We start from the raw sequence: 26,478 nt of genomic DNA, 5'->3' as shown, positions 1-26,478 counted from the left end.
TAGAAATAATATTTAAAGAAATGTTACAAAGAATACAGACTGTTTTTTTAGCCATTACCATTGTAGGAATGGGCTTGTTCCTTGCCTTTCCGATCTGGAGTAAAATTGCACTTTCAGGAGAAGAAAGCGCTGTACTGACCGCGACAAAGCTGACGCACCAGATAGATCCCGTACAAGCCAATATCCAGCCCGTTTATTACCTTATCATCCTGGCGATTCTCGTTGCCGGCGTGGCCGCTTATGCTGTTTCCCAGTATAAAAACCGCGTTTTGCAATCTGCACTTTGCGCAGTGAATTCCATTCTGATGACCGTTTTAATGGGACTTGTGATCTATTTTACTTTCTACAAGGCAGCCAAATTGTTTGATCCGGAATTGCCTGGAAAATATGATTTTGGCTTCTACGGACTAGTAGGTGCAATGCTCGCGAATGTTTTTGCAAATCGCTTTATCCGCAAAGACGAGCGTACAGTTCAGCAGTCTAAGAGATTCAGGTAGGCCCTTTGTCACCCCTGAGCGCACCGGGCCGCCGGGCGGTCGAAGGGCAGGTACGATGTCACTAACATACTGCTTTGCCAACGGTTACGCTCAGGGCGACAAAGGAAAATTAAACCAATCCTTCGCGCAGCAGATCATGCAGGTGGACGAAGCCAAGTACTTCGTTGTTTTCAACCACGATAACCTGGGTTATACTCCGCGATTGCATAATTTCCAATGCATTCACAGCGTATTCGTCCGGTGAAACTGTCACCGGAGAGGCTGTCATAATATCACTTGCTTTGAGGTCCAGCAGCTCCGTGCCTTTGTGTTCTTTGAGCATCCGGCGCAGATCGCCGTCGGTGATAATACCCGCCATTTGATTTTCAGCTTTTACTACTGCCGTAGCGCCCAGCCTTTTTGAAGTCATTTCAAGGATAATTTCCTGCAAAGAAGCACTTTCCGAAACTTTGGGCATCGCATTGTACGGATATATGTCGCAGACTTTCAGGTAAAGTCGCTTGCCCAATGCGCCTCCCGGGTGATATTTGGCAAAATCGTCGTGTGTAAAACCTCTCGCTTCCAGCAAACAAACAGCCAGCGCATCACCGAGCGCCATTGTCACAGAAGTACTTGTAGTAGGCGCCAGGTTCAGTGGGTCCGCCTCTTTGGCTGCATATGCATTCAATACAAAATCTGCATTTCTGGCAAGGTAAGAATCCCTGTTGCTTACCATTGCGATCATTTTGACACCTGTTCTTTTTACCAGCGGGACCAGTACTTTAATCTCCGGCGTATCGCCGCTTTTTGAAATCACAAGTACGGTATCATTTTTCTGTATCATACCAAGGTCTCCATGGATCGCGTCGGCGGCGTGCATGAACAATGCGGGCGTTCCCGTTGAGTTTAAAGTAGCTACGATTTTCTGCCCTACGATTGCGCTCTTGCCTATTCCGGAAATCACGACACGGCCTCCCGAATTTAAAATGGCATATACGCAGCTTTCAAATTCATCATCAATCAGTTCAATAATTGTGTGCAAAGCTTCTGCCTCCTGCCGTATTACTTCTTTTGCTATTGACTGGATATTTTTTATTAATTTCAAATCTGAAACACAGTTTAAAGGGAATACAATTGTGGATATTCAATTCAAAAACAAAGATATAGAAGTTTGGAATAACCATTTTGTTAACAGAGTATGGTAAAGCAGGTTGATCATGTCGTACTAGACACGTTAAAAGAAAAACTTAAAGAAATATTTGGATATAGTCAGTTCCGGGGAGACCAAGAGGTAATTATTCAAAACATACTTCTTGGCAAAAATACATTCGTAATTATGCCTACCGGAGCGGGCAAATCTCTTTGCTATCAACTACCTGCCCTGGTCAGCGATGGACTGACGATAGTTATTTCCCCTCTAATTGCATTGATGAAAAACCAGGTCGATCAGTTGACCGCTTTCGGGATTAATGCACAGTTTTTGAATTCCACATTGACAAAGGCTGAAATGACACGCGTTAAAACAGACGCGCTCGACGGTAGCCTCAAACTGCTTTACATTGCTCCTGAATCCCTGACCAAAGAGGATAATCTTGATTTCCTGAAAAGGGTAAAAATATCCTTTGTTGCGATAGACGAGGCACATTGTATCTCTGAATGGGGACACGATTTCAGGCCTGAATACCGCCGCATTTACGGCATTATTGAAAATATCGGACAGCTTCCCATTATCGCATTAACCGCAACTGCTACACCGAAAGTGCAGCAGGATATCCGGAAAAACCTGCAGATGGAAGAGGCGGAAACCTTTAAATCTTCATTCAACAGAAAGAATCTCTACTACGAAATCCGTCCGAAAAAGGACGTTAAAAAGCAGCTGATCCGCTATATCCGCAATAACAAAGGGAAGTCGGGTATCGTGTACTGCCTCAGCCGCAAAACGGTGGAAGAAGTAGCCGAGCTGCTGAATGTGAACGACGTACGTGCATTACCGTACCACGCCGGTCTCGATAGCAATACCAGAATGGCGAACCAGGATGCATTCCTGAATGAAGAATGCGACGTAATTGTTGCAACAATCGCATTCGGAATGGGTATTGATAAGCCGGATGTTCGTTTTGTGATCCATTACGATGTTCCAAAATCATTGGAAGGATACTACCAGGAAACTGGCCGCGCTGGCCGCGACGGACTGGAAGGTAACTGCCTGATGTTTTACAGCTACGACGATATCCAGAAGCTGGAAAAATTTAACAAAGACAAAACTGTTACCGAGAGAGATAATGCGCGCCATTTGCTGAATGAAATGGTAGCTTATTCCACGCTGGGAGTTTGCCGGCGGCGGCAATTACTAAGCTATTTTGGAGAGTACCTCGAAAAAGACTGCGGTTTTTGCGATAACTGCGTTAAACCAACTGAAAAAACGAAGGTTCAGGAAGATGTGATCCTGGTACTAAAAGCGGTATTGCAAACAGAGCAGCGTTTTGACTGCGAGCACATTGCAGATCTCTTGACCGCGACCGAAAACCAGTATGTAAAAAGCTATGAGCACGATCAGCTCGATGTGTACGGAAAAGGGTTGGAGCTGAATGAATCACGCGACTACTGGGTATCTACCATCCGCCAGCTGGTGATCCTGAATTACCTTGAAAAAGACATTGAAAATTACGGCGTAATCCGGTTAAGTACGAAGGGAGCAAACTTCCTGAACGATCCTTATCAGGTAACGCTTTATAAAGACCATAATTTCGAAGAAGAAGAGGTAAAGCCGGAAGACGACGATAAAGAAGCCGCTGCAACCGGCGGAAGCGCTCATGCGTACGACGAGGCACTCCTTGGAATGCTGAAAGCGCTTCGCAAGAAGGTTGCCAAAGAGAAAAATCTTCCTCCGTACGTTATTTTCCAGGATCCGTCATTGGAAGAAATGGCCACGACCTACCCTACTACCCAGCAGGAAATGGCGCAGATCAACGGTGTCGGAATGGGGAAAGTGCAGAAGTTTGGCCGGCAGTTTATCGACCTGATTACCCGCTATGTAGAGGAGAATGAAATCGAAACTGCCAAAGATGTTGTTATCAAATCCACAGTAAATAAGTCGAAGATCAAGATTTTCATTATTCAGCAGGTTGACCGGAAAGTCAGTCTGGATGAAATAGCGGAAGTGAAAGACCTCGAACTGGCGGACGTGATTGAAGAAGTTGAACACATTTGCTACTCGGGAACGAAGCTGAACCTGGACTACTATATCAATCAGGTGATCGATCGTGAGCGGCAACAGGATATATACGATTATTTTATGACCGCTGAAACTGATAATATTGCCGTTGCGCTCGACGAATTTGCAAACGATGAAATCAGTGAAGAAGAATTGAGGCTGATGCGTATTAAGTTCTTGTCGGAGTTGGCTAACTAAGTTCCTGACAATACGATCCGTAGCAACCACCAATTTGCATTTTTTAACCAACTTATGAATATACTTATATTGGGATCCGGCGGGAGAGAACACGCTTTCGCATGGAAAATCTCCCAAAGCCCTCTTTGTGACAGCTTGTTTGTGGCCCCCGGAAACGCCGGTACGGCAAGTGTAGCAACGAACCTCTCTATTTCTTACAATGATTTTGACGCAATTGCCGACGCAGTAATCGGGCATAAGATCGAGCTTGTGATCGTAGGCCCGGAAGAGCCGCTCGTAAACGGAATTGTTGATTATTTTGAGTCAAAAGAAAGCCTGGCGCATGTGAAGATCATCGGTCCGAACAAAGCCGGCGCGCAGCTGGAAGGCAGCAAGGATTTTTCAAAAGCATTCATGCAGAAGTACGGAATCCCAACTGCTTCATCCAGAACTTTTACTGCTGAAACACTGGAAATCGGTGTGGAATACCTGGAAGCCCACCCGCTTCCTATCGTACTGAAAGCCGACGGACTGGCCGCCGGAAAAGGTGTGATCATCGCTGAAAAATTCTCCGAAGCAGAAACTGCATTCAGGGAAATGCTTGTGGATAAAAAATTCGGCGACGCCGGAAATAAAGTAGTTGTTGAGCAATTCCTGAAAGGTATCGAGCTTTCTGTGTTTGTGTTAACAGACGGAGAGCATTACAAAATTTTGCCCGAGGCGAAAGATTACAAACGCATTGGCGAAAGCGATACCGGCTTGAATACCGGCGGAATGGGCGCAGTGTCGCCTGTTACATTTGCCGATGCTAATTTTCTCCGGAAAGTTGATGAAAAAGTGGTCAAACCGACGCTTAATGGGCTAAAAAGCGAAGGCATTAAATATGTCGGTTTTATTTTCATTGGATTAATGAATATAAAAGGTGAACCTTACGTGATCGAATACAACGTGCGTATGGGAGATCCTGAAACAGAAGTTGTAATTCCGCGGATCCAGTCCGACCTGGCTATGTTAATGGCCTCGACTGCAAAAGGAACGCTGAATGATTTTGATATACAAATATCTCCGCAGGTAGCGGTTACAACAGTTGTTGTTTCCGGCGGCTATCCCGGGGATTATGAAAAAGGAAAGGTAATTTCCGGAAGCGAAAAAGTAGAGGATGTATACTTATACCATGCTGGCACTACTTTTAACGCTAATACCGAGATTGTGACGAATGGAGGCAGGGTTATGGCATTAACAGGCCTGGCCAATTCGCTCGAAAATGCGGTTCACAAATCGCAGCGCGCAGCCCAGGTTGTGCAGTTCGAAGGGAAGTATTTCCGTCACGATATAGGTGTTGATTTAATACGTTATAACGATTGATGAGGAGGAGTAACTATGGGATGCGGATCATGTTCATCCGGGGGATGCGGTACCGGCGGTACAGCAGTATCAGGATGTGGAAGTAAAGGAAATTGCGGAACCGGAGGATGTAACAAAATGAATGTCTTTGACTGGCTTAGCCACATGGACGTTCCTGCCGGGCAGCGTTTTGACGTTGTCGAGGTGAAATTCAAGGGGGGAAGAAAAGAGTATTTCCGCAATATCAACCAGCTGGAATTTGTAACAGGCGACTATGTGGTCTGTGAAATGGCCTCGGGCCAGCATATAGGTACTATTTCTCTGCAGGGAGAATTGGTGCGGCTTCAGATGAAGCGGAAAAACGTGGTGATCAGCGATGATATGCACGTTATTTACCGCATTGCAACTGAAAAAGACTTGGATAAGCACACGCAAGCCATGGCCCGCGAAATGCCGACCTTGTACCGTACCCGCGAGATTATTCGGGAGATGAAGTTGAATATGAAGTTGTCGGACGTAGAGTTTCAGTCTGATAATACTAAAACAACATTCTACTATTCTTCTGAGGAGCGTGTGGATTTCCGGGAGCTGATCAAGAGTCTGGCTTCTGAATTTAAGGTTCGGATTGAAATGCGGCAGATCAGCCTGCGCCAGGAAGCGAGCCGGCTGGGTGGATTGGGATCCTGCGGTCGCGAGCTTTGCTGCTCTACCTGGCTGACGGATTTCAAAAATATCTCAACCTCAGCCGCACGTTATCAAAACCTGTCGCTCAACCCGGCCAAGCTATCAGGCCAATGCGGCAGATTGAAATGCTGCCTCAACTACGAGCTGGAAACTTACATTGATGCATTAAGGGATATCCCGACGGTAGATGCGCCTTTGAAAACCAAAAAAGGGATTGCTACGCTGCAAAAAACGGATATCTTCAAAAAGATCATGTGGTTTGGGTTTGATAAGGATACCAACTGGTACCCGGTTGCGATTGATAAAGTATTGCAGATCATCGATCTCAATAAAAAAGATATCATTCCGGAATCACTGGAAATCCTGACTCCTGAACCGGAAAAGAGCCTCGATAAAGCCGCTGGCAAATTGAACAGCGACCTTGAAAACCTCGACAAAAAATACAGCGAGGAGCAGAAGAAGAAAAAGAAGAAAAAGAAAAACAGGTCAGGACAAAACAAGAACAATCCGAACGCGCAGAACAAACCGCAGTCTGCTTCACCAAATCAGCCCGCAGGTAAGTAAATTGCCCGGATTTTTGCGAATTATACAAGAAGTCAAGACTAGGCGTCCCCGTCCCAGACTTGACTTCTTTTTTCGATTGATTCTATGAGAGAACACATAGAGCGGCTACATCAAATCGCGCATAGCGAGTCCAGGCGCATTATCGGGTTAATGTCGGGAACCTCGCTGGACGGTCTGGACATCGCAGTTTGTAATATCCGTAATAGCGGAACTGCTACTTCCCTGTCGCTGGAAAAGTTCACCACAGTCCCCTACGAAGACGCTTTCCGGAAAGAGATCAGAACCATATTTGCAAAGCGCGAGATTGACTTTCAGCAGCTGTGTCTCCTCAATCCTTACATCGGGACTACTCACGGACGAATGATCGTGGAATGTCTGCAAAGCTGGGATATTCCGGTTTCGGAAATCGACCTGATCGCAAGCCACGGACAAACCGTTTTTCACGCCCCCCAAAAGCAACACCAGCTTCCGCATTATCCAAATGCGACGCTTCAAATTGGCGACGGTGACCATATTGCTGTTCAAACAGGCATTATCACAGTCAGTGATTTCAGACAGAAGCATATTGCTGCGGGCGGAGAAGGCGCGCCGCTGGCTGTTTACGGAGACTATTATTTGTTTTCCCAAAAGGACGAAAACCGCATTCTGCTCAATATGGGCGGTATAGCCAACTTTACATTCCTCCCCGGGCATTTGAATGCAGCTGCCGTTTTTACCACAGATACCGGCCCGGGAAATACATTGCTGGACTATTTTGTCAGGAAGCTTTTTGACAAGCCTTTTGACGAGAATGGACGCATCGCGGCAAGCGGGAATGTAAATACGGCCCTTTTAAGAGAACTTAAATCGCTCGCTTTCTTTAATCTGCCATTTCCCAAAACAACCGGTCCGGAAGTTTTTAATGCCACATACGTGGAAAGCGCGCTAGAAAAAGCAGGAACACGGTCCCTTTTGAATGAGGATCTGATTGCGACGCTTACGCAACTTAGTGCAGATACCATTGTTGACGCAATCGGCAAGTCCATTGAAGCTGGCGCCGCTTACAAAATATATGCAAGCGGCGGCGGAGCACACAATCCGGTGCTCATGCAGGCGATCAGCAATCGATTGAATCAGCCGGTGGGCCTGATCGATGAACTTGGCATTTCCGGTGATGCCAAAGAAGCTGTTTTGTTTGCTGTACTCGCTAATGAAACAGTGGCTGGGGTACAATCCGATTTTGGTAAAAAAGAAGGAGTTCCTTCTGTATCTATGGGTAAAATTTCCTTTCCGGGCTAAACCTCCATTTATAACTAAAAAAATCACTGAGCTGTCATGTACGATATTACAATTATAGGAGGGGGAATAGTCGGCCTGGCTACTGCCCTGCGCATTAAAGAGCAAAGACAGGGATTGAAAGTGCTTTTACTCGAAAAAGAAAACGAAGTGGCAAAGCACCAGACAGGCCATAACAGCGGTGTGATCCATTCCGGACTTTACTACAAACCGGGGAGCCTGAAAGCTACCAACTGCATTCGCGGGTACAGAATGCTGCTTGATTTTTGCGACAAAGAAGGAGTACCCTATGATTTATGCGGCAAAATAGTAGTTGCAACTACCGAAGAGCAACGCCCATTACTCCGTAACCTTTTTGAGCGCGGCAATCAGAATGGACTTATTCAAAACCGTATGATAACTCAGGCAGAAATTCGCGAGAAAGAACCTTATGTAGTTGGTTTAGAGGGAATTTGGGTACCTTATACTGGTATTATTGATTACAAAAGGGTTTGTGAAAAATATGCGGAATGCTTTCGAAAGCTGGACGGTGAAATCCGGTTTGGTGAGAAAGTGGACGATGTTCGAAGCAAAACTTCGCATTCAGAAGTGGTCTCGGCAAGTGGTAAGGTATTTGAGACCAAACTGATCGTAAACTGTGCCGGACTTTATTCCGATAAAGTTGCACAACTAACCCAGCCGGAGAACATCAAAGTCCGCATTATCCCATTCCGTGGCGAGTACTACAAGATCAAGCCAGAGCGACATTACCTGGTCAGGAACCTGATTTACCCTGTGCCTGATCCCAACTTTCCTTTCCTGGGTGTACATTTTACAAGAATGATCGAAGGTGGCATAGAAGCTGGTCCCAATGCAGTTTTTGCATTCAGACGCGAAGGTTACAACCGGCTGGACATCAATGTGCCCGAGCTCATGGAATCGCTCGCGTGGCCTGGATTCAGGAAGGTAGCAACCAAATACTGGAAAACAGGAATGGGCGAATATTACCGGTCGTTTTCAAAAGCTGCTTTTACCAAAGCATTGCAGGGATTGATCCCGGCAGTACGGATCGAAGACCTGGTTCCTGGTGGCTCGGGAGTACGTGCACAGGCCTGCGACTACGATGGCGGCCTGCTCGACGATTTCTCCATTATCGAAAATAAAAATGCAGTAAACGTATGCAACGCGCCTTCCCCCGCAGCCACATCGTCGCTTTCGATTGGGCAAACGGTTTCGGAAAGGGTTTTAGCGAGGATTTGAGGCAGTCGGTAGTCGGCAGTCGGCTAAAAAAAAAGCCGTGGCTGCTTCTACTGAAACAACCACGGCTTTAAAATATTAATACAAAAGAGGAAGGCTGATAGCCGACGGCCGAAAGCCGACAGCCAACTAGTACTGTCCTATTTTGCTGTTTTTCTTACCATATCCAAAATAAACCGCTAAGCCAATCGCCAGCCAGATGGCCAGACGATACCAGCTTTCTACCGGTAGAGAGTACATCAGGTACACACAAACGACAATCCCCATAATCGGTACGAATGGTACCAGCGGCGTGCGGAATGAGCGGTGCAGCTCAGGTCTTTTTACGCGGAGCATCCATACGCCCACGCAAACCAGACAGAATGCGAACAAGGTACCGATACTTACCATGTGGCCCAGGTCACTTACCGGAACCAATCCCGCGAAAATGCTCACGAAAACCATGAAGAACAAGTTTGTCTTGAATGGCGTTGCGAACTTTGGGTGCACCGCGCTGAAAAATTTCGGCAGCAAACCATCTTTACTCATCGAATAAAATACGCGGCTCTGGCCTAATAGCATAACCAGCATTACCGAAGTATAACCCGCCAAAATCGCGATAATCAATGCAGTCTGCAGCGAATCATAGCCTGTTTTTGCGAATGCAGTTGCAGCAGGTTTTGCATCATTCAGGAAGTCCGTGTATTTCACCAGACCTGTCATTACGTGTGCAAAAAGCACGTACAAAATCGTACAAACCACGAGAGAGCCCAGGATACCGATCGGCATTCCTTTTTGCGGGTTTTTAGCTTCCTGCGCGGCAGTAGATACCGCATCAAACCCGATGAATGCAAAGAACACCACGGCGGCCCCGGTTGCAATACCCGACCATCCAAAGTTTTCGTAAGCGCCTGTGTTTTCAGGAATGTAAGGAACGTAGTTATCAGGGTTGATGTGGCTCCAACCCAATGCGATGAATATCAATACAACAGCTACTTTCAGTACTACCAGGAAGTTGTTCAGAAATGCAGAACCTTCGGTACCACGGATTAGCAATAACGACAGCATGCACACGATGAAAATGGCAGGCAGATTGACAATCCCATTATCGATCACCGTTCCGTTACTCAGTGTTACCACTTCAAATGGAGAACAAACCAGCTGAGTGGGAAGGTGTACGTCAAATTTGCTGAGCAATTCGAGCAGGTACCTCGACCAGCTTACCGAAACTGTGGCGGCGCCAAGCGCATATTCAAGTACGAGGTCCCAGCCGATGATCCAGGCTACGAACTCACCCATTGTTGCATAAGAATAGGTATAGGCACTTCCCGCAATGGGGATCATGGAAGCAAATTCAGCGTAGCAGAGGCCCGCAAAACCGCAGCCCAATGCAGCAAGTACAAATGAAATGGTTACTGCTGGCCCTGAGTGTTCCGCAGCGGCAATACCTGTTAAAGAGAAGAGTCCCGCACCGATAATGGCGCCAATTCCTAATGCTACCAAACTAGCTGACCCCAACGATCTTTTTAGCTGGTTAGCTTCGCCTGTTGATTCACTCAATAATTTCTCAATGGGCTTTTTAGCCCATAATTGATTTGCCATAAGCTGTTTGTTGTAGTTATATTAACATCTTATAAAACTAAAAGAAAATTCGCTAAGAATGTACGAAGGCAAAATAAAAAGAGGGATAGCACAATGCTAGCCCTCTTTTCTTCTATTTAATTATGCTTTTACTTTCTTTGGCGCTGCCGGTACAGTTTCCGCTGTTGCGAGTGAAGGCGTTTTATTCTGGTCACGCTGCAGAAGGTCAACCACGATTGGTGCCGCTACGAAAAGCGAAGAATAAGTACCTACGATTACACCAAGCAACATACAGAATGTAAATCCGCGGATTACTGCGCCTCCGAAAATCATCAGAACGATCAGTACCAGGATTACCGAAATACCCGTAACCGCGGTACGGCTCAATGTACTGTTCAACGCATTGTTGATAACTGTAGGAAGGCTCTGTCCACGTGACTTATCATCCGCCAGGTAGTCCCGGATACGGTCATAAATTACAACGGTATCGTTCATAGAGTAACCGATCATCGTCAGGATCGCACCGATAAATGCCTGGTCGATATCCAGTGACCATGGTAACCAGCCATTGAACAGCGAGAATATCGCTAGAATAATCACAACGTCGTGGGCAAGTGACATAACCGCTCCATAGCTGAATGCAACTCTTTTAAACCGGATCAGGATGTATACAAAGTTGGCAGCAAGCGCAAGTAGTACCGCGTAAACAGCCGACCAAAGTGTATCCTGCGCCATAGTTGGCCCTACTTTGTTTGAGCTCACGATTTTGGCAGGGTTATTACCGATTTTCTTCACACCCTCCATGATCTTCGCTTCCGCTTTTTGATCTGCATCCGCTGTGGTTTCTTCGATCAGGTAAGCAGTTGTAATTTTAACCTGGTCCTGACCACCGAAAGTTTTTACCTCCGTTGCAGATCCAAGTGTCTGATCCATTTTGTCACGCAGATCGTCCGCATCAACATTATTTTCAAAACGAACCACGTAAGAACGACCGCCTTTGAAGTCGATACCCAGTCCAAAACCTTTGAAAATGAATGAACCGATACCAATCGCTATAATCACTCCGGAAATCAGGTAAAAACGCTTACGTTGTGAAACGAAGTCGAAATCGTTGTCTTTAAACCAATTCTTGGTCAGGCCTGTGTAGAAGTTAAATGCCTTGCCTTTTTTGATCTGGTATTCTAGTAGCAAACGTGTAATGAAAATGGCGCTGAACAATGAAGTAAGCAGACCCAGTACAAGCGTCGTTGCAAAACCAAGTACCAGACCTGTACCGAACGTATAAAGGATAATACCCGTCAGCAAAGTAGTTACGTTGGAGTCAATGATCGCGCTTAATGAATGTTTGAAACCATCACGAATAGCCTGTCCAAATGGCTTACCTTCTTCCAGCTCTGCCTTGATACCTTCGTAGATCAGTACGTTCGCATCTACCGCCATACCAATTGAAAGTACGATACCGGCGATACCTGAAAGCGTCAATACTGCGCCCAACGACGCCATTACTCCCAGCAGGAAGAACAAGTTGATCAGCAATGCGATATCTGCGATCCAACCTGCTTTGTTATAATAAGCTACCATGAAGACCAGTACGATCAGCAAACCAACCGCAGATGAAAGCAAACCATCGTTGATCGCCTCAGCGCCCAGTGACGAACCTACTACCGCTTCTTCAACAATGTGAGTCGGAGCAGGCAGTTTACCCGCTTTCAGCACGTTTGACATATCCTTTGTCTCTTCCACAGTAAAGTTCCCGGTAATGCTTGAGTTACCATTTGGAATTTCACCTTGTACAGTTGGTGCAGTGTAAACCAGGTTATCGATGATAATCGCTACCGGACGACCTACGCTGCGGGCAGTCAATGAACGCCATTTACGAGCACCTTCTCCATTCATACGCATGGTAACTTCCGGCCGGCCTCTTTCGTCATAATCGTGTGTTGCATCTACAATCACATCACCTTCCATGGCAGCTTCGCCGTTTGCCTTTTTAATAAAATACAAAGGCAGGATCAATTGATTATCTCCGGCAGCTGTTCCTTTTCTGTCCCACATGAAAACAAGGTCAGCAGGGAACAATGAGCGTACTTCCGGGCGGCGCAGGATTTCTCCGGCACGTGCAGTGTCTTTCAAATAAACACCCAATCCTTGTGGCATTGGAACAAACAGGCTCGTCAATGCAGCAGTTTGTGCAGCTACCGCAGCCGAATCGTTTGCAGTAGAATCGCTTTTCTGTGCCAGCTGTTCAGCCAGTCCGCCAGTTGATGTTTTCTTGGTTGAATCAGTTGTTGCAATTGTTCCAGCAGCAGCAGGTTTTTTTGCTTTCTCAATCTCAGCTTGCTGGGTCAGATACCGGCCCAATCCTTCCAGACCTGCGCCCAGTTCCTGAGTCAGGTACACTTCTGCAAATTCCAGTTTCGCAGCACCTGAAAGCAGACGACGAACACGCTCAGGGTTATCAACACCTGGCAATTCTACCAAAATCCGGTTTTGTCCAGGCAGACGCTGAATGTTCGGGTTAGTTACGCCAAACTTATCAATACGAGCAGAGGTAATCTGGAAAGCGCGATCAATAGAACCGTTTACCTCCGTATTCAGCATTTTAACTACATCTGCATCAGATGAACTACTGCTGATCTTACCACGGTTGGCGCTGGTTGCAAACAGGGAAGCGAGGCTGCTGTTAGGCGCTGCTTCTTTGTATGCTGCCGCAAAACGGTTGATGAATGTACTATTGCTGGCCGCTTTGTCTTCGCCGGCTTTTTTCAATGCAGTCTGGAAAGCAGCGCTGCGTGCATTTCCACCTGCCATTCCTCTCAAAATGTCGGCAGGTGCTACCTCCAACACCACGTGCATTCCACCTTGCAGGTCAAGACCCAGGTTCAGCTCACGTTCGGTAACCTCCTGCAATGTGTGGCCGAGGTACACTTCTTCACGCCACAATGAATCAATGTAACGTTGTTTTTTGGCGACATCTACCTCTCCTTTTGCGTCGGTTGCATAAGCAATCGCCTTGCTTTTAAAGCTTCTTGAAGCAAAAGTAAAAGACAGATAATAAACGCTAATAAGGGCGATCACGATGGTCAACCCTATTATTCCATTTTTATTGGTCATTTTCTTAAATGAAAAAATTAATTGGGATTCTTGATAAAAAATACGGATTTGCTACCTGATGACAGGTTACGAAGCACTTCTCGATGAAAGTATTACAGTAATGCGGAAAAGATCTCCCGGAATGTCAGGGAGCGTTGGTGACTATGAATCTTCCGAAGATCCGGTGGAAGTAGGAGAACAGGAAAAACGATTCCTGAAAAGTAAACCTGACTGCCAGTTCTTTGGCAACAAAATGCCAGACAGGCTGAGGTAAAAAATAGAAGTAATGCGAAAAGTCAAACGAAATAGCGGGAGTAATAACCGCATCCAGCGCAAGCGCGCTCACTTTGGCTTCAACAGGCAGGGAACCCTGCTCAGCAGCAGCACCCTTTGTTATTTCTTTCGATTTGGAAACGAATTTCTCCCCGCCAATTGCATGATCAGACCACGACCGGGCGCCTGCTACCACCAAAAGCAAGGCGGCAAGCATGAAGCTGATTGTCTGATTGATAACTCTTTGAGTCTTCACTATATGCAGTAGGGGGTCGAAAATGAACCGCAAATTAGGATTGAAAAATTTAGAATAGCAAACTATTTTTTCCTTATTCAACAGATAATCCAGAAGGAAAGTATCCGATCATTATCAAACACAGTATGAACTAAATACAACTAACCGGAGCGCCTGCATTGAAAAACAGTTACCAGCAACCTGTAAGCTATTGCAGATGCAGCTGTAAGTAAACCCCTGACCATAAATACTTTTAAAGGTTATAATTCGCTATATTGATGTTTAGAACAAACAGAATAGTCAAAGGATGGTGAGTAACAAAATATTTATTGGCGCGGGAGCTCTGATCGTTGTTATATCTTCCTTTTTCTGGCTTTCGGGCTCGGGTTCCTCTGCGGTAGACTATAATACCGACGTAAAGCCTATCCTGAATAAGCATTGCATGGGCTGTCACGGAGGTGTAAAAAAGGCAGGTGATGTGAGTTTCCTGTTTGAGCATGAAATGCTGGAACCTGGTAAATCAGGCAAGATACCAGTGGTGAGGGGCGACGCGGACGCGAGTGAGATGATCCGAAGGATATTAAGCGACGATCCGGATGAAAAAATGCCTAAAAACGGCACGCCGCTAAATGAACAGGAAGTCGATATTCTTAAAAAATGGATCAATGAGGGTGCAGAATGGGAAACCCACTGGTCTTACAAAAAGATAGAAAAACCGGAAGTACCTTCCCTCAACAGTTTTAGTAATTTGTTCGGCTTGCTGAACACCGGTGACAAAAAGTGGGCGACCAATGAAATTGACCATTTTATCCTCGACAAGTTAAAAAGCAAAGATCTTCAAGTATCGCCAGAAGCCGACCGCGCCACGTTGATCCGCCGCGTAAGTCTGGATCTGACCGGCCTTCCTCCTACCGAAAAGCAGGTAGCTGACTTTGTAAATGACAAATCTGAAAATGCTTATGAAAAGGTAGTTGACCGGCTGCTCCAATCGCCTGGTTACGGCGAGCGCTGGACTTCCATGTGGATGGACCTGGCCCGGTACGCAGATACAAAAGGATACGAGAGCGATGGTGGCCGCTCTATGTGGCGCTACCGCGATTATGTGGTTAAATCTTTCAACCAGGATAAGCCTTTTGACCAATTCACCATTGAGCAGCTCGCGGGAGATTTGCTTCAAAAGGATAAGGACGGTTTCCCGCTCGAAGACAATATGATCGCCACCGGCTATCACCGGAATACAATGACGAACAATGAGGGCGGCACCGATGACGAAGAGTTTCGTACAGCTGCGCAAATTGACCGCGTGAATACAACCTGGGAAGTTTGGCAGGGTACCACTTTCGCCTGCATTCAATGCCACAGCCACCCTTACGATCCGATTCCGCACGAAGATTATTATAAGTACATGGCGTTCTTCAACAACACACGTGATGAAGATGTGTGGGATGAATGGCCAAAGATGCGGTTTTATAAAGGAGAAGATTCAATGCGTGTGGAACGGGTGAAAAGCTGGATCCGGCAAAACAAACCGGAGCAGCTGCCGGAGGTCACGCAGTTTATGAAGGTAATGGAGCCGAAGATCAATGCCCACAACTTTGTAAAAGGCGACCAGTCGACCGTACTGACGATCTCTTATTATGGTGTAAAAAATAATGGGAATGCCCGAATTTCGCAGGTTAACCTCACCGGCGCTGATAATGTAGTAATGAATATTGCCACCAAAGCGGAGAATGCAGTGCTTTCGTTACACCTTGACAAACTGGACGGACCTGTGATTTCCGAGACCAAAGTGCCGGTTAGAGATTCTGTGATCATTGCGCCGCTTGTTAAAACATTGGGTAAGCACGACATATATCTCACACTTAAAAGCCCCAAAGCGCCCGAAGAATGGGTTCGTATCACCTGGATTTCATTTCAAAAAGCATTGCCGGGGAGTGACAAACCGGAGTATAAGGACATTCTTGCGGATTATGCGACGGTACTGACTCGGCAGACGGAAAGTATGCCTGTGATATGGGAAGGAAAGGGGGATTTTGCGCGAAAAACCCATGTTTTTGTACGCGGAAATTGGATGGTGAAGGGCGCAGAGGTAAAACCTGATGTGCCGAAATTACTGGCACCATTACCCGGTGACGCGCCACGGGACAGACTTGGTTTGGCAAAATGGATCGTTAGCCGAGACAATGCACTGACTTCCCGCGTGATCGTAAACCGGTTTTGGGAGCAGCTGTTTGGAAAAGGAATTGTTGAAACTGTGGAAGACTTTGGCTCCCAGGGTGCAGAGCCCACTCATCCCGAGCTGCTTGACTGGCTGGCGGTCAAGTTTATGGAAGATGATCAATGGAGTATAAAAAAGCTGCTGAAAACGATTGTTATGTCGTCGACCTACCGGCAAAGCTCCAAAACCGATGAAGACAAGCTTGAAAAAGATCCTTATAATATCTGGATCTCGCGCGGGCCACGCGTCCGCCTCAGTGCGGAACAGGTGCGCGACCAGGCACTGGCGTGCAGCGGTCTGATATCAGACAAAATGTACGGTCCCGGTGTAATGCCGCCTCAGCCCGACAAGATCTGGCAGTCGCCTTACAGCGGCGAGAAGTGGGTGCTGAGTGAAGGCGAGGACAAGTACCGTCGCGGCGTGTATACCTATTGGAAGCGGACCGCGCCTTATCCGTCGATGGTTACATTTGATGCACCAAGTCGTGAGTTTTGTCAATCTAGACGGATTTTGACCAATACTCCTTTACAGGCGCTGGTTACCCTCAACGACCCTGTGTACCTGGAAGCAGCGGAAAGTCTGGCGGGTAAAATGCAGAAGAGAGGCAAAACACCCGAACAACAGCTCGCAGAAGGTTATCGGATGCTGACATTCCAGCCCATTGAACAGAAAAACCTCGATGTACTTGTAAAGGTATACAAGCAGGCATTGAATGCTTATAAAACGAAGCCGGTAGATGCCGACAGTATTCTGGCCTACGGGAAAGAAAGAACACCTGAGCTGGCTGCATTGACCATTTCCGCGAATGTGATGCTGAATCTGGATAATGTAATCACGAAAGAGTAAGGCGATTTTCCGGGCGATTTTCCGGGCGATTTTCCGGGCGATTTTCCGGGCGATTTTCCGGGCGATTTTCCGCGATTTTCCGGGCGATTTTCCGGGCGATTTTCCGGGCGATTTTCCGGGCGATTTTCCGGGCGATTTTCCGGGCGATTTTCCGGGCGATTTTCCGGTTTCCGTTGACTGAAGTCAACGGAAATAGATTTTAGGATTCAGGGCACAGCCCGAAAATCCCAAAACAGGACAACAAAAAATCCATTGCCCCGGGCTTCAGCCCGGGGATTAAAAGATTAAGATGGAAAAGCTGATAAAAGAATTGCAACATGCTTCTTTGCTGCATCAAACCCGCAGGCACTTCTTGCAGTCGGTCGGGTTTGGGCTGGGCGCATTGGGATTGGGAACAATGCTGGATTCCTGCGGCCCATCCAATGCAGCAAACACGCGGCCGGACGAAGCTGCAAAGGCACGAATCCCACAGTTTGCACCCAAGGCGAAGCGCGTGATTTACATTCACATGGCAGGCGCGCCCTCTCAGCTGGAGCTTTTTGACTATAAACCCGAACTGCTCAAATACCACGGAAAAGATTGTCCCGCCGAATTCCTGGAAGGAAAGAAGTTTGCCTTTATCCAGGGGGTTCCAAAAATGCTGGGTCCGCAGGGACATTTTGCGCAATATGGACAGTCTGGCGCCTGGATGTCCGACTATGTACCTTACCTGCAGACCGTCGCTGATGAGATTACCTTTCTCAAAGCAATGCATACCGATCAGTTCAACCATGCCCCTGCCCAGCTTTTAATGCATACCGGCAGCGCACGGCTCGGCCGGCCCAGTTTGGGAGCGTGGTCGGTTTATGGATTAGGATCTGAAAATCAAAACCTGCCGGGGTTTATTGTACTGGCTTCGGGTGGGCAGCAGCCTGACGCGGGTAAAAGTGTTTACGGAAGCGGCTTTTTACCTTCTGTATACCAGGGTGTACAATGTCGCACAGGCGGAGATCCCGTTTTATATGTGAGTGACCCAAGCGGAATGAACCGCGATATGCGCAAGCAGACCATTGAGGCGATCAACGAGATTAACAAACAGACTTACGAAGAAGTAAAAGATCCTGAGATCCTGACGCGGATTAGCCAGTATGAAATGGCCTTCCGGATGCAGATGTCAGTACCGGAAGTGATGGATGTTTCCAAGGAACCGCAATTTATACTGGATATGTACGGGGTAAAGCCCGGCGAGGGTACTTTTGCAATGAACTGTCTTCTTGCAAGAAAGCTGGTTGAAAACGATGTCCGCTTTGTTCAGCTGTTTGACTGGGGCTGGGACGGGCACGGTACCTCGAAAGACCATAACGTGGAAGGAGGCTTGCGCCAGAAATGCAGGGAATCTGATCAGCCGGTAGCCGCATTGATCAAAGATTTAAAGATGCGCGGCCTTTTGGAAGAAACGCTGATCATCTGGGGCGCGGAGTTTGGCCGCACACCAATGCAGGAAAACCGGAATGGGCTGGTAATGCCGTTTATGGGTCGCGACCATCATCTGGATGCATTCACAATGTGGATGGCGGGCGGCGGTGTGAAGCAGGGCTTTTCGCACGGGGAAACAGACGAGCTGGGTTATTATGGTACAAAAGGCAGGGTCCACGTACACGATCTGCAAGCTACTATCCTGCATTTAATGGGTTTTGACCACGAAAAATTCACCTATCCTTTTCAGGGCAGGAACTTCCGGCTTACTGATACGGAAGGAAAAGTAGTTAAAGAAGTTATCGCTTAGGTTTTTTGATATAATGGAAAATACAACGATTAAGGCTTTCCGGATGCAGCTAAAACCGGGTTTTGAAAAAGAATATAAAAAGCGCCACGATGAAATCTGGCCGGAGCTTACAGCACTTTTGAAAAATGCCGGATTGTTGGAATACTATATATTTCTTGACGAAAAAACATTGGCCCTCTTTGCTTTTCAGAAGTTGAAAGAAGGTGATACTACCTCCGGACTGGCCGCATTGCCGATTATGAAAAAATGGTGGGACTATATGGCAGATATCATGGATGTAAATGGAGACAATTCCCCTCAGGTATTTGCATTGCCCGAGGTTTTCAGGCTCCAATAAGCCGGTTATACGCAGCATCAGGATTGATACTAAACCCTTTATAAATGCACTACATTCTACTTCAGGATTCGTCGTGGGTTACCTTCATTGGCAGGTTCCACCCGGCGATCGTCCACTTCCCTATCGGTTTTTTATTGATTGCCGCTGTCCTTGAAATTGGTCGGCGATGGGGTAAGGTCAATGTGAGCGAGGGTACTGTCGTTTTCATCCTGTTTTGGTCTGCTGTTACCGCCACCATCGCCTGCATTGCGGGTTATCTCCTCTCCCTAAGCGGCGGTTATGACGTGGATTTGCTGAACAACCACATGTGGAAAGGAATCGGTGTCGCGATTTTTGCCTGGGCAGCCTGGCTCGTCAAGTCCGACCGGCTATCAAAAGCGGTACCTTCGGGAAAGATGATCTACCTGCCCGCTATTTTGATAGCTACGATCCTGACACTGAGCGCCGGGCACGACGGCGGCTCGCTTACGCACGGCGCAGGTTACCTGACGCAGTATACTCCCGAACCATTCCGCGGACTTGCAGGCTTGCCGCCCTTGCAAGAAAAAAGTACTGAAATCAAACCGATTGCAGATGTGCAGCAGGCTGTTGTATACACCGACATTGTACAACCCATTTTGGAAGCGAAATGTGTGCAATGCCACAGCGCGAGCAAGAGCAAGGGCGATTTGCGAATGGACCAGCTTGCATTGCTGATGAAAGGCGGGGAAGGCGGGCCGGCTTTGGTGGCTGGCAAAGGCGCTGAAAGTGATATGATCAGGCGGTGCCTTTTACCCGAAAATGATGACGATCACATGCCGCCCAAAGGCAAGCCGCAGCTCACGACTGACCAGATCGCATTGCTTTCCTGGTGGATCGACCAGGGTGCATCGGCAGACAAGAAAGTAGCACAGCTTACCGTGTCCGAGGCAGTTAAACCTGCATTGGCGTCATTGGGCAAGGAGGCTCCGGCGGGGGCGAGTCAGGCGCAGGGATCTGCAGTACTTAGCCTGAAAGTGCCCAAAGCAAATGAGCAGGCGATCGAAAATCTCCGGAAAACCGGACTGATTGTAAACACTTTGTCGCAAGACCAGAACTTACTCGAAATAAGCGCGGTGAACCTGCCTGCGTTCAGCGACAAACAAATGGAGCTTCTGCAACCGGTAGCTCAACAAATCACCTGGCTGAAACTGGGCGGTACCCAAATCACCGACGCCGGGGTTCAGCAGATTGCCAAATTTCCTAACCTCAGCAAGCTACATCTCGAACATACCTCGGTTACCGACAAAGGTATAGCTGCATTAAAGCCGCTCCCTTACCTCGAATACGTCAATATTGTAGATACCAAAGTAGGTGACGCGGGTTTGAAAATGATTGCCGGGATGAAATCTGTAAAGTCAGTTTACGTCTGGCAGTCGGCAGTGACGGACAGTGCCGTGAGCCAGACGGGGAGAGAAAATCCCAATTTAATGGTGGTAAATGGATTCAATGAGGCGGCGGTAGCGCAGTTTTTAAAAGCTGGTGATTCGACCGGCAAAGAAGAAGTCAAAAAACAATAACATGAACCGTCGGAAATTTATGAGCAGTGCCATTGCCACCGCAGGAGTTTTAACAGGCTTTGAGGCGATCTCAGATGCAGAAAAAGCGCCATTTCAGTTTGATAATAAACTTTCACTCAAAATTTTTGGCACCAATTGGGGCTTTGTTGGAAATACGGACGCTTTTTGCGCAGCGATCAAAAAAGAAGGTTATGATGGACTGGAAATCTGGTGGCCTGGTACTAAAGAAAAGCAAAAAGACCTTTTTACAGCTTTGAAAAAGTACAGTCTGGATGTGGGTTTCCTGTGCGGCTCGGCGGAGAAAGAGTACGCCGCTCATCTGGATATATTCAAAAGGCAGATCAATGCAGCGACCACGGAGTATGAGCAAAAACCCCTTTATATCAACTGCCACAGCGGAAAGGATTTTTTCACTTATGAACAAAACAAGGCTTTTATAGACCATACTACTGCTGCAACTGCCAAAACGGGCATTCCCATTTACCACGAAACGCATAGAGGCAGAATGCTTTTCGCTGCGCATATTGCGAGGGAGTTTATGGAGAAAAATCCCGAATTGCGATTGACACTGGATATTTCACATTGGTGTAATGTGCATGAAAGTTTGTTGCAGGATCAACAGGAAACTGTTAAACTCGCATTATCCCGCACCGGACACATTCACTCGCGCATCGGGCACGAGGAGGGACCGCAGGTAAATGATCCGCGGGCACCGGAGTGGGAAGCGGCTGTGAAGGCGCATTTAGCGTGGTGGGATGCGGTGGTGGAACAAAAAATAAAAAGCGGCGAAACGTTGACTGTTCTGACAGAGTTCGGTCCGCCTAATTATCTGCCCACAGTTCCTTTTACACACCAGCCGATCGCGGATCAATGGGCTATTAATGTGCATATGATGCATTTATTCAGAAAACGATATTTAAAATAGGTATGAAGAACACACACTTTCTGGTTGCAGCGGACGAAACGGAAGTCCAGAAAACCTTCCACGCGGCAGTGATAGCCCATATCGACGGGACAAGAGCGCTCTCTTTCAAAGATTTTAATGCCCAACTCGCAGAAGCTTTGCAGTTTCCTGATTACGAGGGTACCAGCCTGGAAGATCTGGACGAAATGCTGAATGACCTTTCGTGGATTGGTTCAAAGCAAATCATCATTTACATCAGCAGCTCGGCTGAGTGGCTGTCGAAAGAAAAATCACGGGACAAAATCCTTACTGTTATCGACATACTCGACGCTACTGCCGAAGACTGGAAGTGGCTTGACGATGAAGAAGGCGTTGAAAAAAAGGAATTACGAATTGTTTTCCAGGAATCCGACCGCATTAAAGCGCTGCTGGAAGAGCAGGAGATACCATTTGGGGAAATTTAGACAGGGGAATTATTGGCATTGGTTGTCAATTAATTGACACCTTTGCCCTAAGATCTTCCATTTTCCAAAACACTCCTCCGCCACTTCGCATATCCCATCATCGCCAGTATAAGAAAGACGAAGTAGAGTAATGCGGTAAGGTTCAGGAATTTGTAGAAGTACATAATCACATAACAGGCATCTGCGGCTATCCACACCAGCCAGTTTTCCAGGTACTTTCTCGCCATCATCCATTGCCCGATCAGGCTCGCAACTGTCAATGCAGAATCAACATAGGTAAAACTTGCATTGGTGAATTTTTCGAGTAAAAATCCCCAGGAAATGGTGGCAACGATGAAGATAATAACAAAAATTGGGTACAGCCTGCGTGGGGTAAATGTTACCTGTAACTCGTTCCGGTCAACTCCCCCGAACTTCCACATCCACCAGCCGTAAATGCTTGTAAGAAAGTAGTAACCCTGCAAGCCCATATCGGCATACAATCTTACCTGCCAGAAAACAGCGGCATATAAAACGGCATTGATGATCCCAAAAAACCAGCCGAGTACATTCTGCCGGGTGTTGAGATAAACACAGATCGCACCAGTCACAAAGCCAAGGATTTCCAGAGGTGTGGTTACAAATATCCCGAGGGATACCATTTTGTTGAGCCAGTCGATCATTTTTATCGCATTGATACACCTGAAATGCATGGAGAATATGCGAATATAGACACGAAATGCCAGGGCTCTTAACGAAACGGTAACTTGTAAGCTCAGACCTTTGGTCTTATTTTTGTAGTCACGAACAACTGCAAACGAAATTTCCGAAGCTGGTGTTATGAAGCTTGCCGGTCGGGAAAATCCCCGAAACGGCTTTTTGCGTTTAAATTCACAGTCGGCAACAGCCGCGATTAATTTGAAAATACTTGGAAGTTAAGGACTTATTAACACTATACGGGGGCGACGGATACATGAATCTGTTGATGGAGCAGATCGGTTCAAAGAGCCCGGAATCCTCCCATATCCAAATCAAAGGACTTGTTGGAAGCCTGGACGCAGTGGTATCTGCGGCAGTACAGCAACGCAAAAAAAGTCCGGCACTCTATATATTAAGCGACCGTGACGAGGCTGCTTATTTTCAGAACGACCTGCAAAACCTGCTGGCTGGCTCTGAAGTACTTTTCTACCCCACATCCTACAAACGGCCTTACCATTACGAAGAGGTGGACAATGCCAATGTGCTGATGCGGGGTGAAATCCTGAACAAGCTTAATACGGGCCGGTCTACCCCCATTCAGGTTGTCACTTATCCGGAGGCGCTGTTTGAGAAAGTTATCAACAAACGCTCGCTGATCGCGAATACATTCTCGGTGAAAGTAGGCGAAAAGCTGGACCCCTCGTTCCTTACCGAATTTTTGACGAGCTACGGATTTGAAATAACCGATTTCGTTTTTGAGGCAGGACAGTTTTCTGTGCGCGGAGGTATTATCGACGTATTTTCATTTGCCAACGAACATCCGTTCCGTATCGAGCTTTTTGGCGACGAGGTTGAAAGTATCCGTTCTTTCGACCCCGATACGCAGCTTTCCATTGAAAGTTCGAAGCAGATCAACATTGTACCGGACATTCAGCAAAGACTGTCTCACGAAACAAGAGAGTCCTTTTTGAATTTCTTTTCCGGGGAAACCACTATTTGGTTCAAAGATGCGGAGCTGACGCTGGAAGTAATCGAGAAATGCTTTGAAAAAGCTGAAAAAGCACTGCAAGACGCTACCGGCGGCGGTGTTCAGATCGTTTCCAACCCGCAGGCACTGTTTGAAACAAGGCGCGGGTTTCTTGCTCAGGTGAAGAAGTACAAGACCGTCGAGTTTGGCCGGAAGTTTTATTTTAAAACAGAGGTTAAAATCCCCTATTCTTCCAAGCCGCAGCCTTCGTTTAACAAAGATTTCAAAAGGTTACTCGACGATTTGTCTGAAAACCAGAGTAAAGGGTTTGTAAATGTAATCGTAGCCGAGCAACCGAAGCAACTGGACCGGCTTGAACGCATTTTTGAAGACCTTGACCCATTTGTCAAGTTTCAACCCATGCATATTTCGCTGCGGGAAGGTTTTATAGACGAAAATGTAAAAGTTGCCTGTTACACCGATCACCAGATTTTTGCACGTTTTCATAAATACCGTTTAAAGGATAAGTTCTCCAAGTCGAAAGCAATCACTTTAAAAGAACTCAAATCCCTTCAACCCGGCGATTTCGTTACGCACGTGGATTATGGTATCGGCCGGTTTGCAGGTTTGGAGCGTAAAGATGTAAATGGAACGCAACAGGAGGCGATCCGGCTCATTTACCGGGACAATGATTTGCTATATGTAAGTGTGCATAACCTTCACAAAATCGCCAAATACACTGGAAAGGAAGGTAACCCTCCTTCCATGAGCAAGCTGGGTTCTGGTGAATGGGAGGCGAAAAAATCGAAAGTTAAAAAGCAGCTTAAAGATATTGCGCACGAGCTTATTGCATTGTACGCAAAGCGCCGGCAAGCTCCTGGTTTTCAATATTCGCCAGACAACTATATGCAGGCGGAGCTCGAATCTTCCTTTTTGTATGAGGATACGCCCGATCAGGCGACTGCAACTTCGAATGTGAAAGAGGATATGGAAAAGGCGCATCCGATGGACAGGCTGGTATGCGGTGATGTTGGTTTTGGTAAAACTGAAATCGCAATCCGCGCTGCATTTAAGGCAGTTTGTGACAGCAAGCAGGTTGCCGTACTGGTACCAACTACCATTCTGGCGATGCAGCACTATAAAACATTCAGCGAGCGTTTGTCAGATTTCCCGGCGCGGGTTGGGTATATCAATCGTTTCAAGAGTCCCAAACAGATCAAGGAAACATTGAAAGAAGCCGAGGAAGGTAAAATTGATATCCTGATCGGTACGCACCGGATTTTGAATAAAGATGTAAAATTCAAGGACCTGGGTCTGCTGGTTATCGACGAAGAGCAGAAGTTTGGTGTGAAAGCCAAAGATCGCTTGAAGGAAATGCGCGTCAATGTGGACGTGCTGACACTTACGGCTACGCCGATCCCAAGAACGCTGCACTTTTCGTTAATGGGAGCGCGTGACCTTTCTGTTATCGCCACTCCACCGCCAAACAGACAGCCGGTAACTACCGAAATACATACTTTCAGCGAAGAGTTTATCCGTGATGCGATCAGCTTCGAGGTAAACCGCGGCGGTCAGGTCTTTTTTGTACATAACCGTGTAAATGACATTGAGTCAATTGCGAATATTATCCTGAGGCTTGTTCCCGATGTAAGAATTGGAGTAGCACACGGACAAATGGACGGCGACAAGCTTGAAAAAGTGATGGTGGGCTTTATAGAAGGGGAATATGACGTGCTGGTTTCAACCAACATCATTGAATCCGGGATTGACATTGCCAATGCAAACACCATCATTATCAACTCTGCGCATATGTTCGGACTTTCGGACCTGCACCAGATGCGCGGCCGGGTAGGACGATCTAACCGGAAGGCATTCTGCTATTTGCTTACACCAAATGCTTCGACACTGGCCAGCGATTCGCGTAAACGTTTGCAGACGCTGGAAGAATTCTCGGATCTGGGCGACGGCTTCAAGGTTGCGATGCGCGACCTGGATATTCGTGGGGCGGGTAACCTGCTTGGTGCAGAGCAGAGCGGTTTTGTAAATGATCTCGGCTATGAGCTTTACCACAAAATGCTCGACGAAGCAGTTCAGGAATTGAAAAATAACGAGTTTAAAGACCTGTTTGCAAATGCATTGGGACTGCCTAAAAAGCTGGTACCGGATACGCAGATCGAAACCGATTTTGCGACTTTGATTCCCGACGGTTATGTTAAAAATATTTCAGAAAGACTGTCGTTATATACCCGCCTCGACAACATCGGAACAGAAGACGAACTTTCGAAATTTGAACAGGAGATACTGGACCGTTTCGGACCGATTCCAAAGGAAGTTCAGGATTTGTTAAAAACCGTTCGTTTGCGCTGGGAAGCAGAGACTTTGCACCTCGAAAAACTGACTTTGAAGAGCAATACAATGAAAGGATACTTCGTTACTTCGCAGAATGACGAATTCTTTCAGTCAGCCCGGTTCGGACAGGTGATCGATTACATTAAAAAACATCCTCAGAAGATCTCATTAAAGGACCAGAAAGGCAAGCTGATCCTGATCTGCGAAGATGTACAAAGTATAGATCAGGCGAGGAATGTACTTGCGGAGATGACCCGCTGATTGATTTTTAAAAATATTTT

At 46.9% G+C, this 26,478-nt stretch carries 19 protein-coding genes; 13 read left to right on the top strand and 6 right to left on the bottom strand.

Annotated features, from left to right (window positions below):
- Positions 1 to 20: 20 nt before the first annotated feature.
- Positions 21 to 497, top strand: a complete 477-nt coding sequence (locus ASG33_RS22515) for a DUF4293 domain-containing protein (RefSeq protein WP_056291005.1) — start codon at positions 21 to 23, stop codon at positions 495 to 497.
- A gap of 109 nt (positions 498 to 606) precedes the next feature.
- Here the strand turns inward: ASG33_RS22515 and ASG33_RS22510 are convergent, their stop codons facing one another.
- On the bottom strand, positions 607 to 1,581 hold the full coding sequence (locus ASG33_RS22510; RefSeq protein WP_056291003.1) for an SIS domain-containing protein: 975 nt from the start codon (positions 1,579 to 1,581) through the stop codon (positions 607 to 609).
- Between the two features lie 93 nt (positions 1,582 to 1,674).
- Between ASG33_RS22510 and recQ the strand changes: the two genes are divergently transcribed.
- From recQ to lhgO, 5 genes are all read left to right on the top strand, one after another.
- The gene (recQ, locus tag ASG33_RS22505; protein WP_056291001.1) at positions 1,675 to 3,888 is read left to right on the top strand and encodes a DNA helicase RecQ; all 2,214 of its coding nucleotides are present in this window, start codon (positions 1,675 to 1,677) and stop codon (positions 3,886 to 3,888) included.
- A 54-nt stretch (positions 3,889 to 3,942) separates the two neighbouring features.
- Positions 3,943 to 5,232: a phosphoribosylamine--glycine ligase gene (purD, locus tag ASG33_RS22500; protein WP_056290999.1), complete on the top strand. Its 1,290-nt coding sequence runs from the start codon at positions 3,943 to 3,945 to the stop codon at positions 5,230 to 5,232.
- A 117-nt stretch (positions 5,233 to 5,349) separates the two neighbouring features.
- On the top strand, positions 5,350 to 6,459 hold the full coding sequence (locus ASG33_RS22495) for a regulatory iron-sulfur-containing complex subunit RicT (RefSeq protein WP_229238812.1): 1,110 nt from the start codon (positions 5,350 to 5,352) through the stop codon (positions 6,457 to 6,459).
- Positions 6,460 to 6,543: 84 nt separating this feature from the next.
- Complete coding sequence (locus ASG33_RS22490; protein ID WP_056290997.1) at positions 6,544 to 7,737, top strand: anhydro-N-acetylmuramic acid kinase; 1,194 nt, start codon at positions 6,544 to 6,546, stop codon at positions 7,735 to 7,737.
- A 36-nt stretch (positions 7,738 to 7,773) separates the two neighbouring features.
- Positions 7,774 to 8,973, top strand: coding sequence for an L-2-hydroxyglutarate oxidase (lhgO, locus tag ASG33_RS22485; RefSeq protein WP_056290995.1), 1,200 nt, complete (start codon positions 7,774 to 7,776; stop codon positions 8,971 to 8,973).
- Positions 8,974 to 9,099: 126 nt separating this feature from the next.
- Here the strand turns inward: lhgO and ASG33_RS22480 are convergent, their stop codons facing one another.
- The 3 genes from ASG33_RS22480 to ASG33_RS22470 form a co-directional block, all read right to left on the bottom strand.
- Positions 9,100 to 10,551 (bottom strand): amino acid permease, encoded by a 1,452-nt coding sequence (locus ASG33_RS22480; protein ID WP_056290993.1) that lies wholly within the window; start codon positions 10,549 to 10,551, stop codon positions 9,100 to 9,102.
- Between the two features lie 120 nt (positions 10,552 to 10,671).
- Complete coding sequence (gene secDF / locus ASG33_RS22475) at positions 10,672 to 13,644, bottom strand: protein translocase subunit SecDF (protein WP_056290991.1); 2,973 nt, start codon at positions 13,642 to 13,644, stop codon at positions 10,672 to 10,674.
- A 124-nt stretch (positions 13,645 to 13,768) separates the two neighbouring features.
- On the bottom strand, positions 13,769 to 14,152 hold the full coding sequence (locus tag ASG33_RS22470; RefSeq protein WP_229238811.1) for a hypothetical protein: 384 nt from the start codon (positions 14,150 to 14,152) through the stop codon (positions 13,769 to 13,771).
- Between the two features lie 286 nt (positions 14,153 to 14,438).
- Here ASG33_RS22470 and ASG33_RS22465 point away from each other — a divergent pair, with 286 nt between their 5' ends.
- Entirely contained in the window at positions 14,439 to 17,195 is a 2,757-nt protein-coding gene (locus ASG33_RS22465; protein WP_056290988.1) for a DUF1553 domain-containing protein, read from the top strand.
- On the opposite strand, the gene ASG33_RS22460 is transcribed toward ASG33_RS22465, so the two are convergent.
- Positions 17,182 to 17,382, bottom strand: a complete 201-nt coding sequence (locus ASG33_RS22460) for a hypothetical protein (RefSeq protein ID WP_056290986.1) — start codon at positions 17,380 to 17,382, stop codon at positions 17,182 to 17,184. The genes ASG33_RS22465 and ASG33_RS22460 overlap by 14 nt on opposite strands.
- A 102-nt stretch (positions 17,383 to 17,484) precedes the next feature.
- Between ASG33_RS22460 and ASG33_RS22455 the strand changes: the two genes are divergently transcribed.
- The 5 genes from ASG33_RS22455 to ASG33_RS22435 are packed head-to-tail and all read left to right on the top strand — an operon-like array spanning position 17,485 to position 22,203.
- Complete coding sequence (locus ASG33_RS22455) at positions 17,485 to 18,960, top strand: DUF1501 domain-containing protein (protein WP_056290984.1); 1,476 nt, start codon at positions 17,485 to 17,487, stop codon at positions 18,958 to 18,960.
- Positions 18,961 to 18,973: 13 nt separating this feature from the next.
- Positions 18,974 to 19,297 (top strand): L-rhamnose mutarotase, encoded by a 324-nt coding sequence (gene rhaM, locus ASG33_RS22450; protein WP_056290982.1) that lies wholly within the window; start codon positions 18,974 to 18,976, stop codon positions 19,295 to 19,297.
- 44 nt (positions 19,298 to 19,341) lie between these two features.
- On the top strand, positions 19,342 to 20,835 hold the full coding sequence (locus ASG33_RS22445) for a c-type cytochrome domain-containing protein (RefSeq protein WP_056290981.1): 1,494 nt from the start codon (positions 19,342 to 19,344) through the stop codon (positions 20,833 to 20,835).
- Position 20,836: 1 nt separating this feature from the next.
- The gene (locus tag ASG33_RS22440) at positions 20,837 to 21,760 is read left to right on the top strand and encodes a sugar phosphate isomerase/epimerase (RefSeq protein WP_056290979.1); all 924 of its coding nucleotides are present in this window, start codon (positions 20,837 to 20,839) and stop codon (positions 21,758 to 21,760) included.
- Between the two features lie 2 nt (positions 21,761 to 21,762).
- Positions 21,763 to 22,203 (top strand): barstar family protein, encoded by a 441-nt coding sequence (locus tag ASG33_RS22435; RefSeq protein ID WP_056290977.1) that lies wholly within the window; start codon positions 21,763 to 21,765, stop codon positions 22,201 to 22,203.
- Positions 22,204 to 22,250: 47 nt separating this feature from the next.
- Here the strand turns inward: ASG33_RS22435 and pnuC are convergent, their stop codons facing one another.
- Positions 22,251 to 22,895: a nicotinamide riboside transporter PnuC gene (pnuC, locus tag ASG33_RS22430; RefSeq protein WP_229238810.1), complete on the bottom strand. Its 645-nt coding sequence runs from the start codon at positions 22,893 to 22,895 to the stop codon at positions 22,251 to 22,253.
- Between the two features lie 215 nt (positions 22,896 to 23,110).
- On the opposite strand from pnuC, the gene mfd reads away from it, so the two are divergent.
- Positions 23,111 to 26,458, top strand: a complete 3,348-nt coding sequence (gene mfd / locus ASG33_RS22425; RefSeq protein ID WP_056290975.1) for a transcription-repair coupling factor — start codon at positions 23,111 to 23,113, stop codon at positions 26,456 to 26,458.
- The last annotated feature ends 20 nt before the right edge of the window (positions 26,459 to 26,478 follow it).

This window comes from Dyadobacter sp. Leaf189, from assembly GCF_001424405.1.
GTDB lineage: Bacteria > Bacteroidota > Bacteroidia > Cytophagales > Spirosomataceae > Dyadobacter.
Note: the sequence above shows the minus strand (reverse complement) of the source record. Positions and strands in the feature narration are given on the sequence as shown.

Coding starts and splice junctions, on each gene's coding strand:
- ASG33_RS22515 (WP_056291005.1), top strand. CDS start 21: ATGTTACAAAGAATACAGACTGTTTTTTTAGCCATTACCATTGTAGGA.
- recQ (WP_056291001.1), top strand. CDS start 1,675: ATGGTAAAGCAGGTTGATCATGTCGTACTAGACACGTTAAAAGAAAAA.
- purD (WP_056290999.1), top strand. CDS start 3,943: ATGAATATACTTATATTGGGATCCGGCGGGAGAGAACACGCTTTCGCA.
- ASG33_RS22495 (WP_229238812.1), top strand. CDS start 5,350: ATGAATGTCTTTGACTGGCTTAGCCACATGGACGTTCCTGCCGGGCAG.
- ASG33_RS22490 (WP_056290997.1), top strand. CDS start 6,544: ATGAGAGAACACATAGAGCGGCTACATCAAATCGCGCATAGCGAGTCC.
- lhgO (WP_056290995.1), top strand. CDS start 7,774: ATGTACGATATTACAATTATAGGAGGGGGAATAGTCGGCCTGGCTACT.
- ASG33_RS22480 (WP_056290993.1), bottom strand. CDS start 10,551: ATGGCAAATCAATTATGGGCTAAAAAGCCCATTGAGAAATTATTGAGT.
- secDF (WP_056290991.1), bottom strand. CDS start 13,644: ATGACCAATAAAAATGGAATAATAGGGTTGACCATCGTGATCGCCCTT.
- ASG33_RS22465 (WP_056290988.1), top strand. CDS start 14,439: ATGGTGAGTAACAAAATATTTATTGGCGCGGGAGCTCTGATCGTTGTT.
- ASG33_RS22455 (WP_056290984.1), top strand. CDS start 17,485: ATGGAAAAGCTGATAAAAGAATTGCAACATGCTTCTTTGCTGCATCAA.
- rhaM (WP_056290982.1), top strand. CDS start 18,974: ATGGAAAATACAACGATTAAGGCTTTCCGGATGCAGCTAAAACCGGGT.
- ASG33_RS22445 (WP_056290981.1), top strand. CDS start 19,342: ATGCACTACATTCTACTTCAGGATTCGTCGTGGGTTACCTTCATTGGC.
- ASG33_RS22440 (WP_056290979.1), top strand. CDS start 20,837: ATGAACCGTCGGAAATTTATGAGCAGTGCCATTGCCACCGCAGGAGTT.
- ASG33_RS22435 (WP_056290977.1), top strand. CDS start 21,763: ATGAAGAACACACACTTTCTGGTTGCAGCGGACGAAACGGAAGTCCAG.
- pnuC (WP_229238810.1), bottom strand. CDS start 22,895: ATGCATTTCAGGTGTATCAATGCGATAAAAATGATCGACTGGCTCAAC.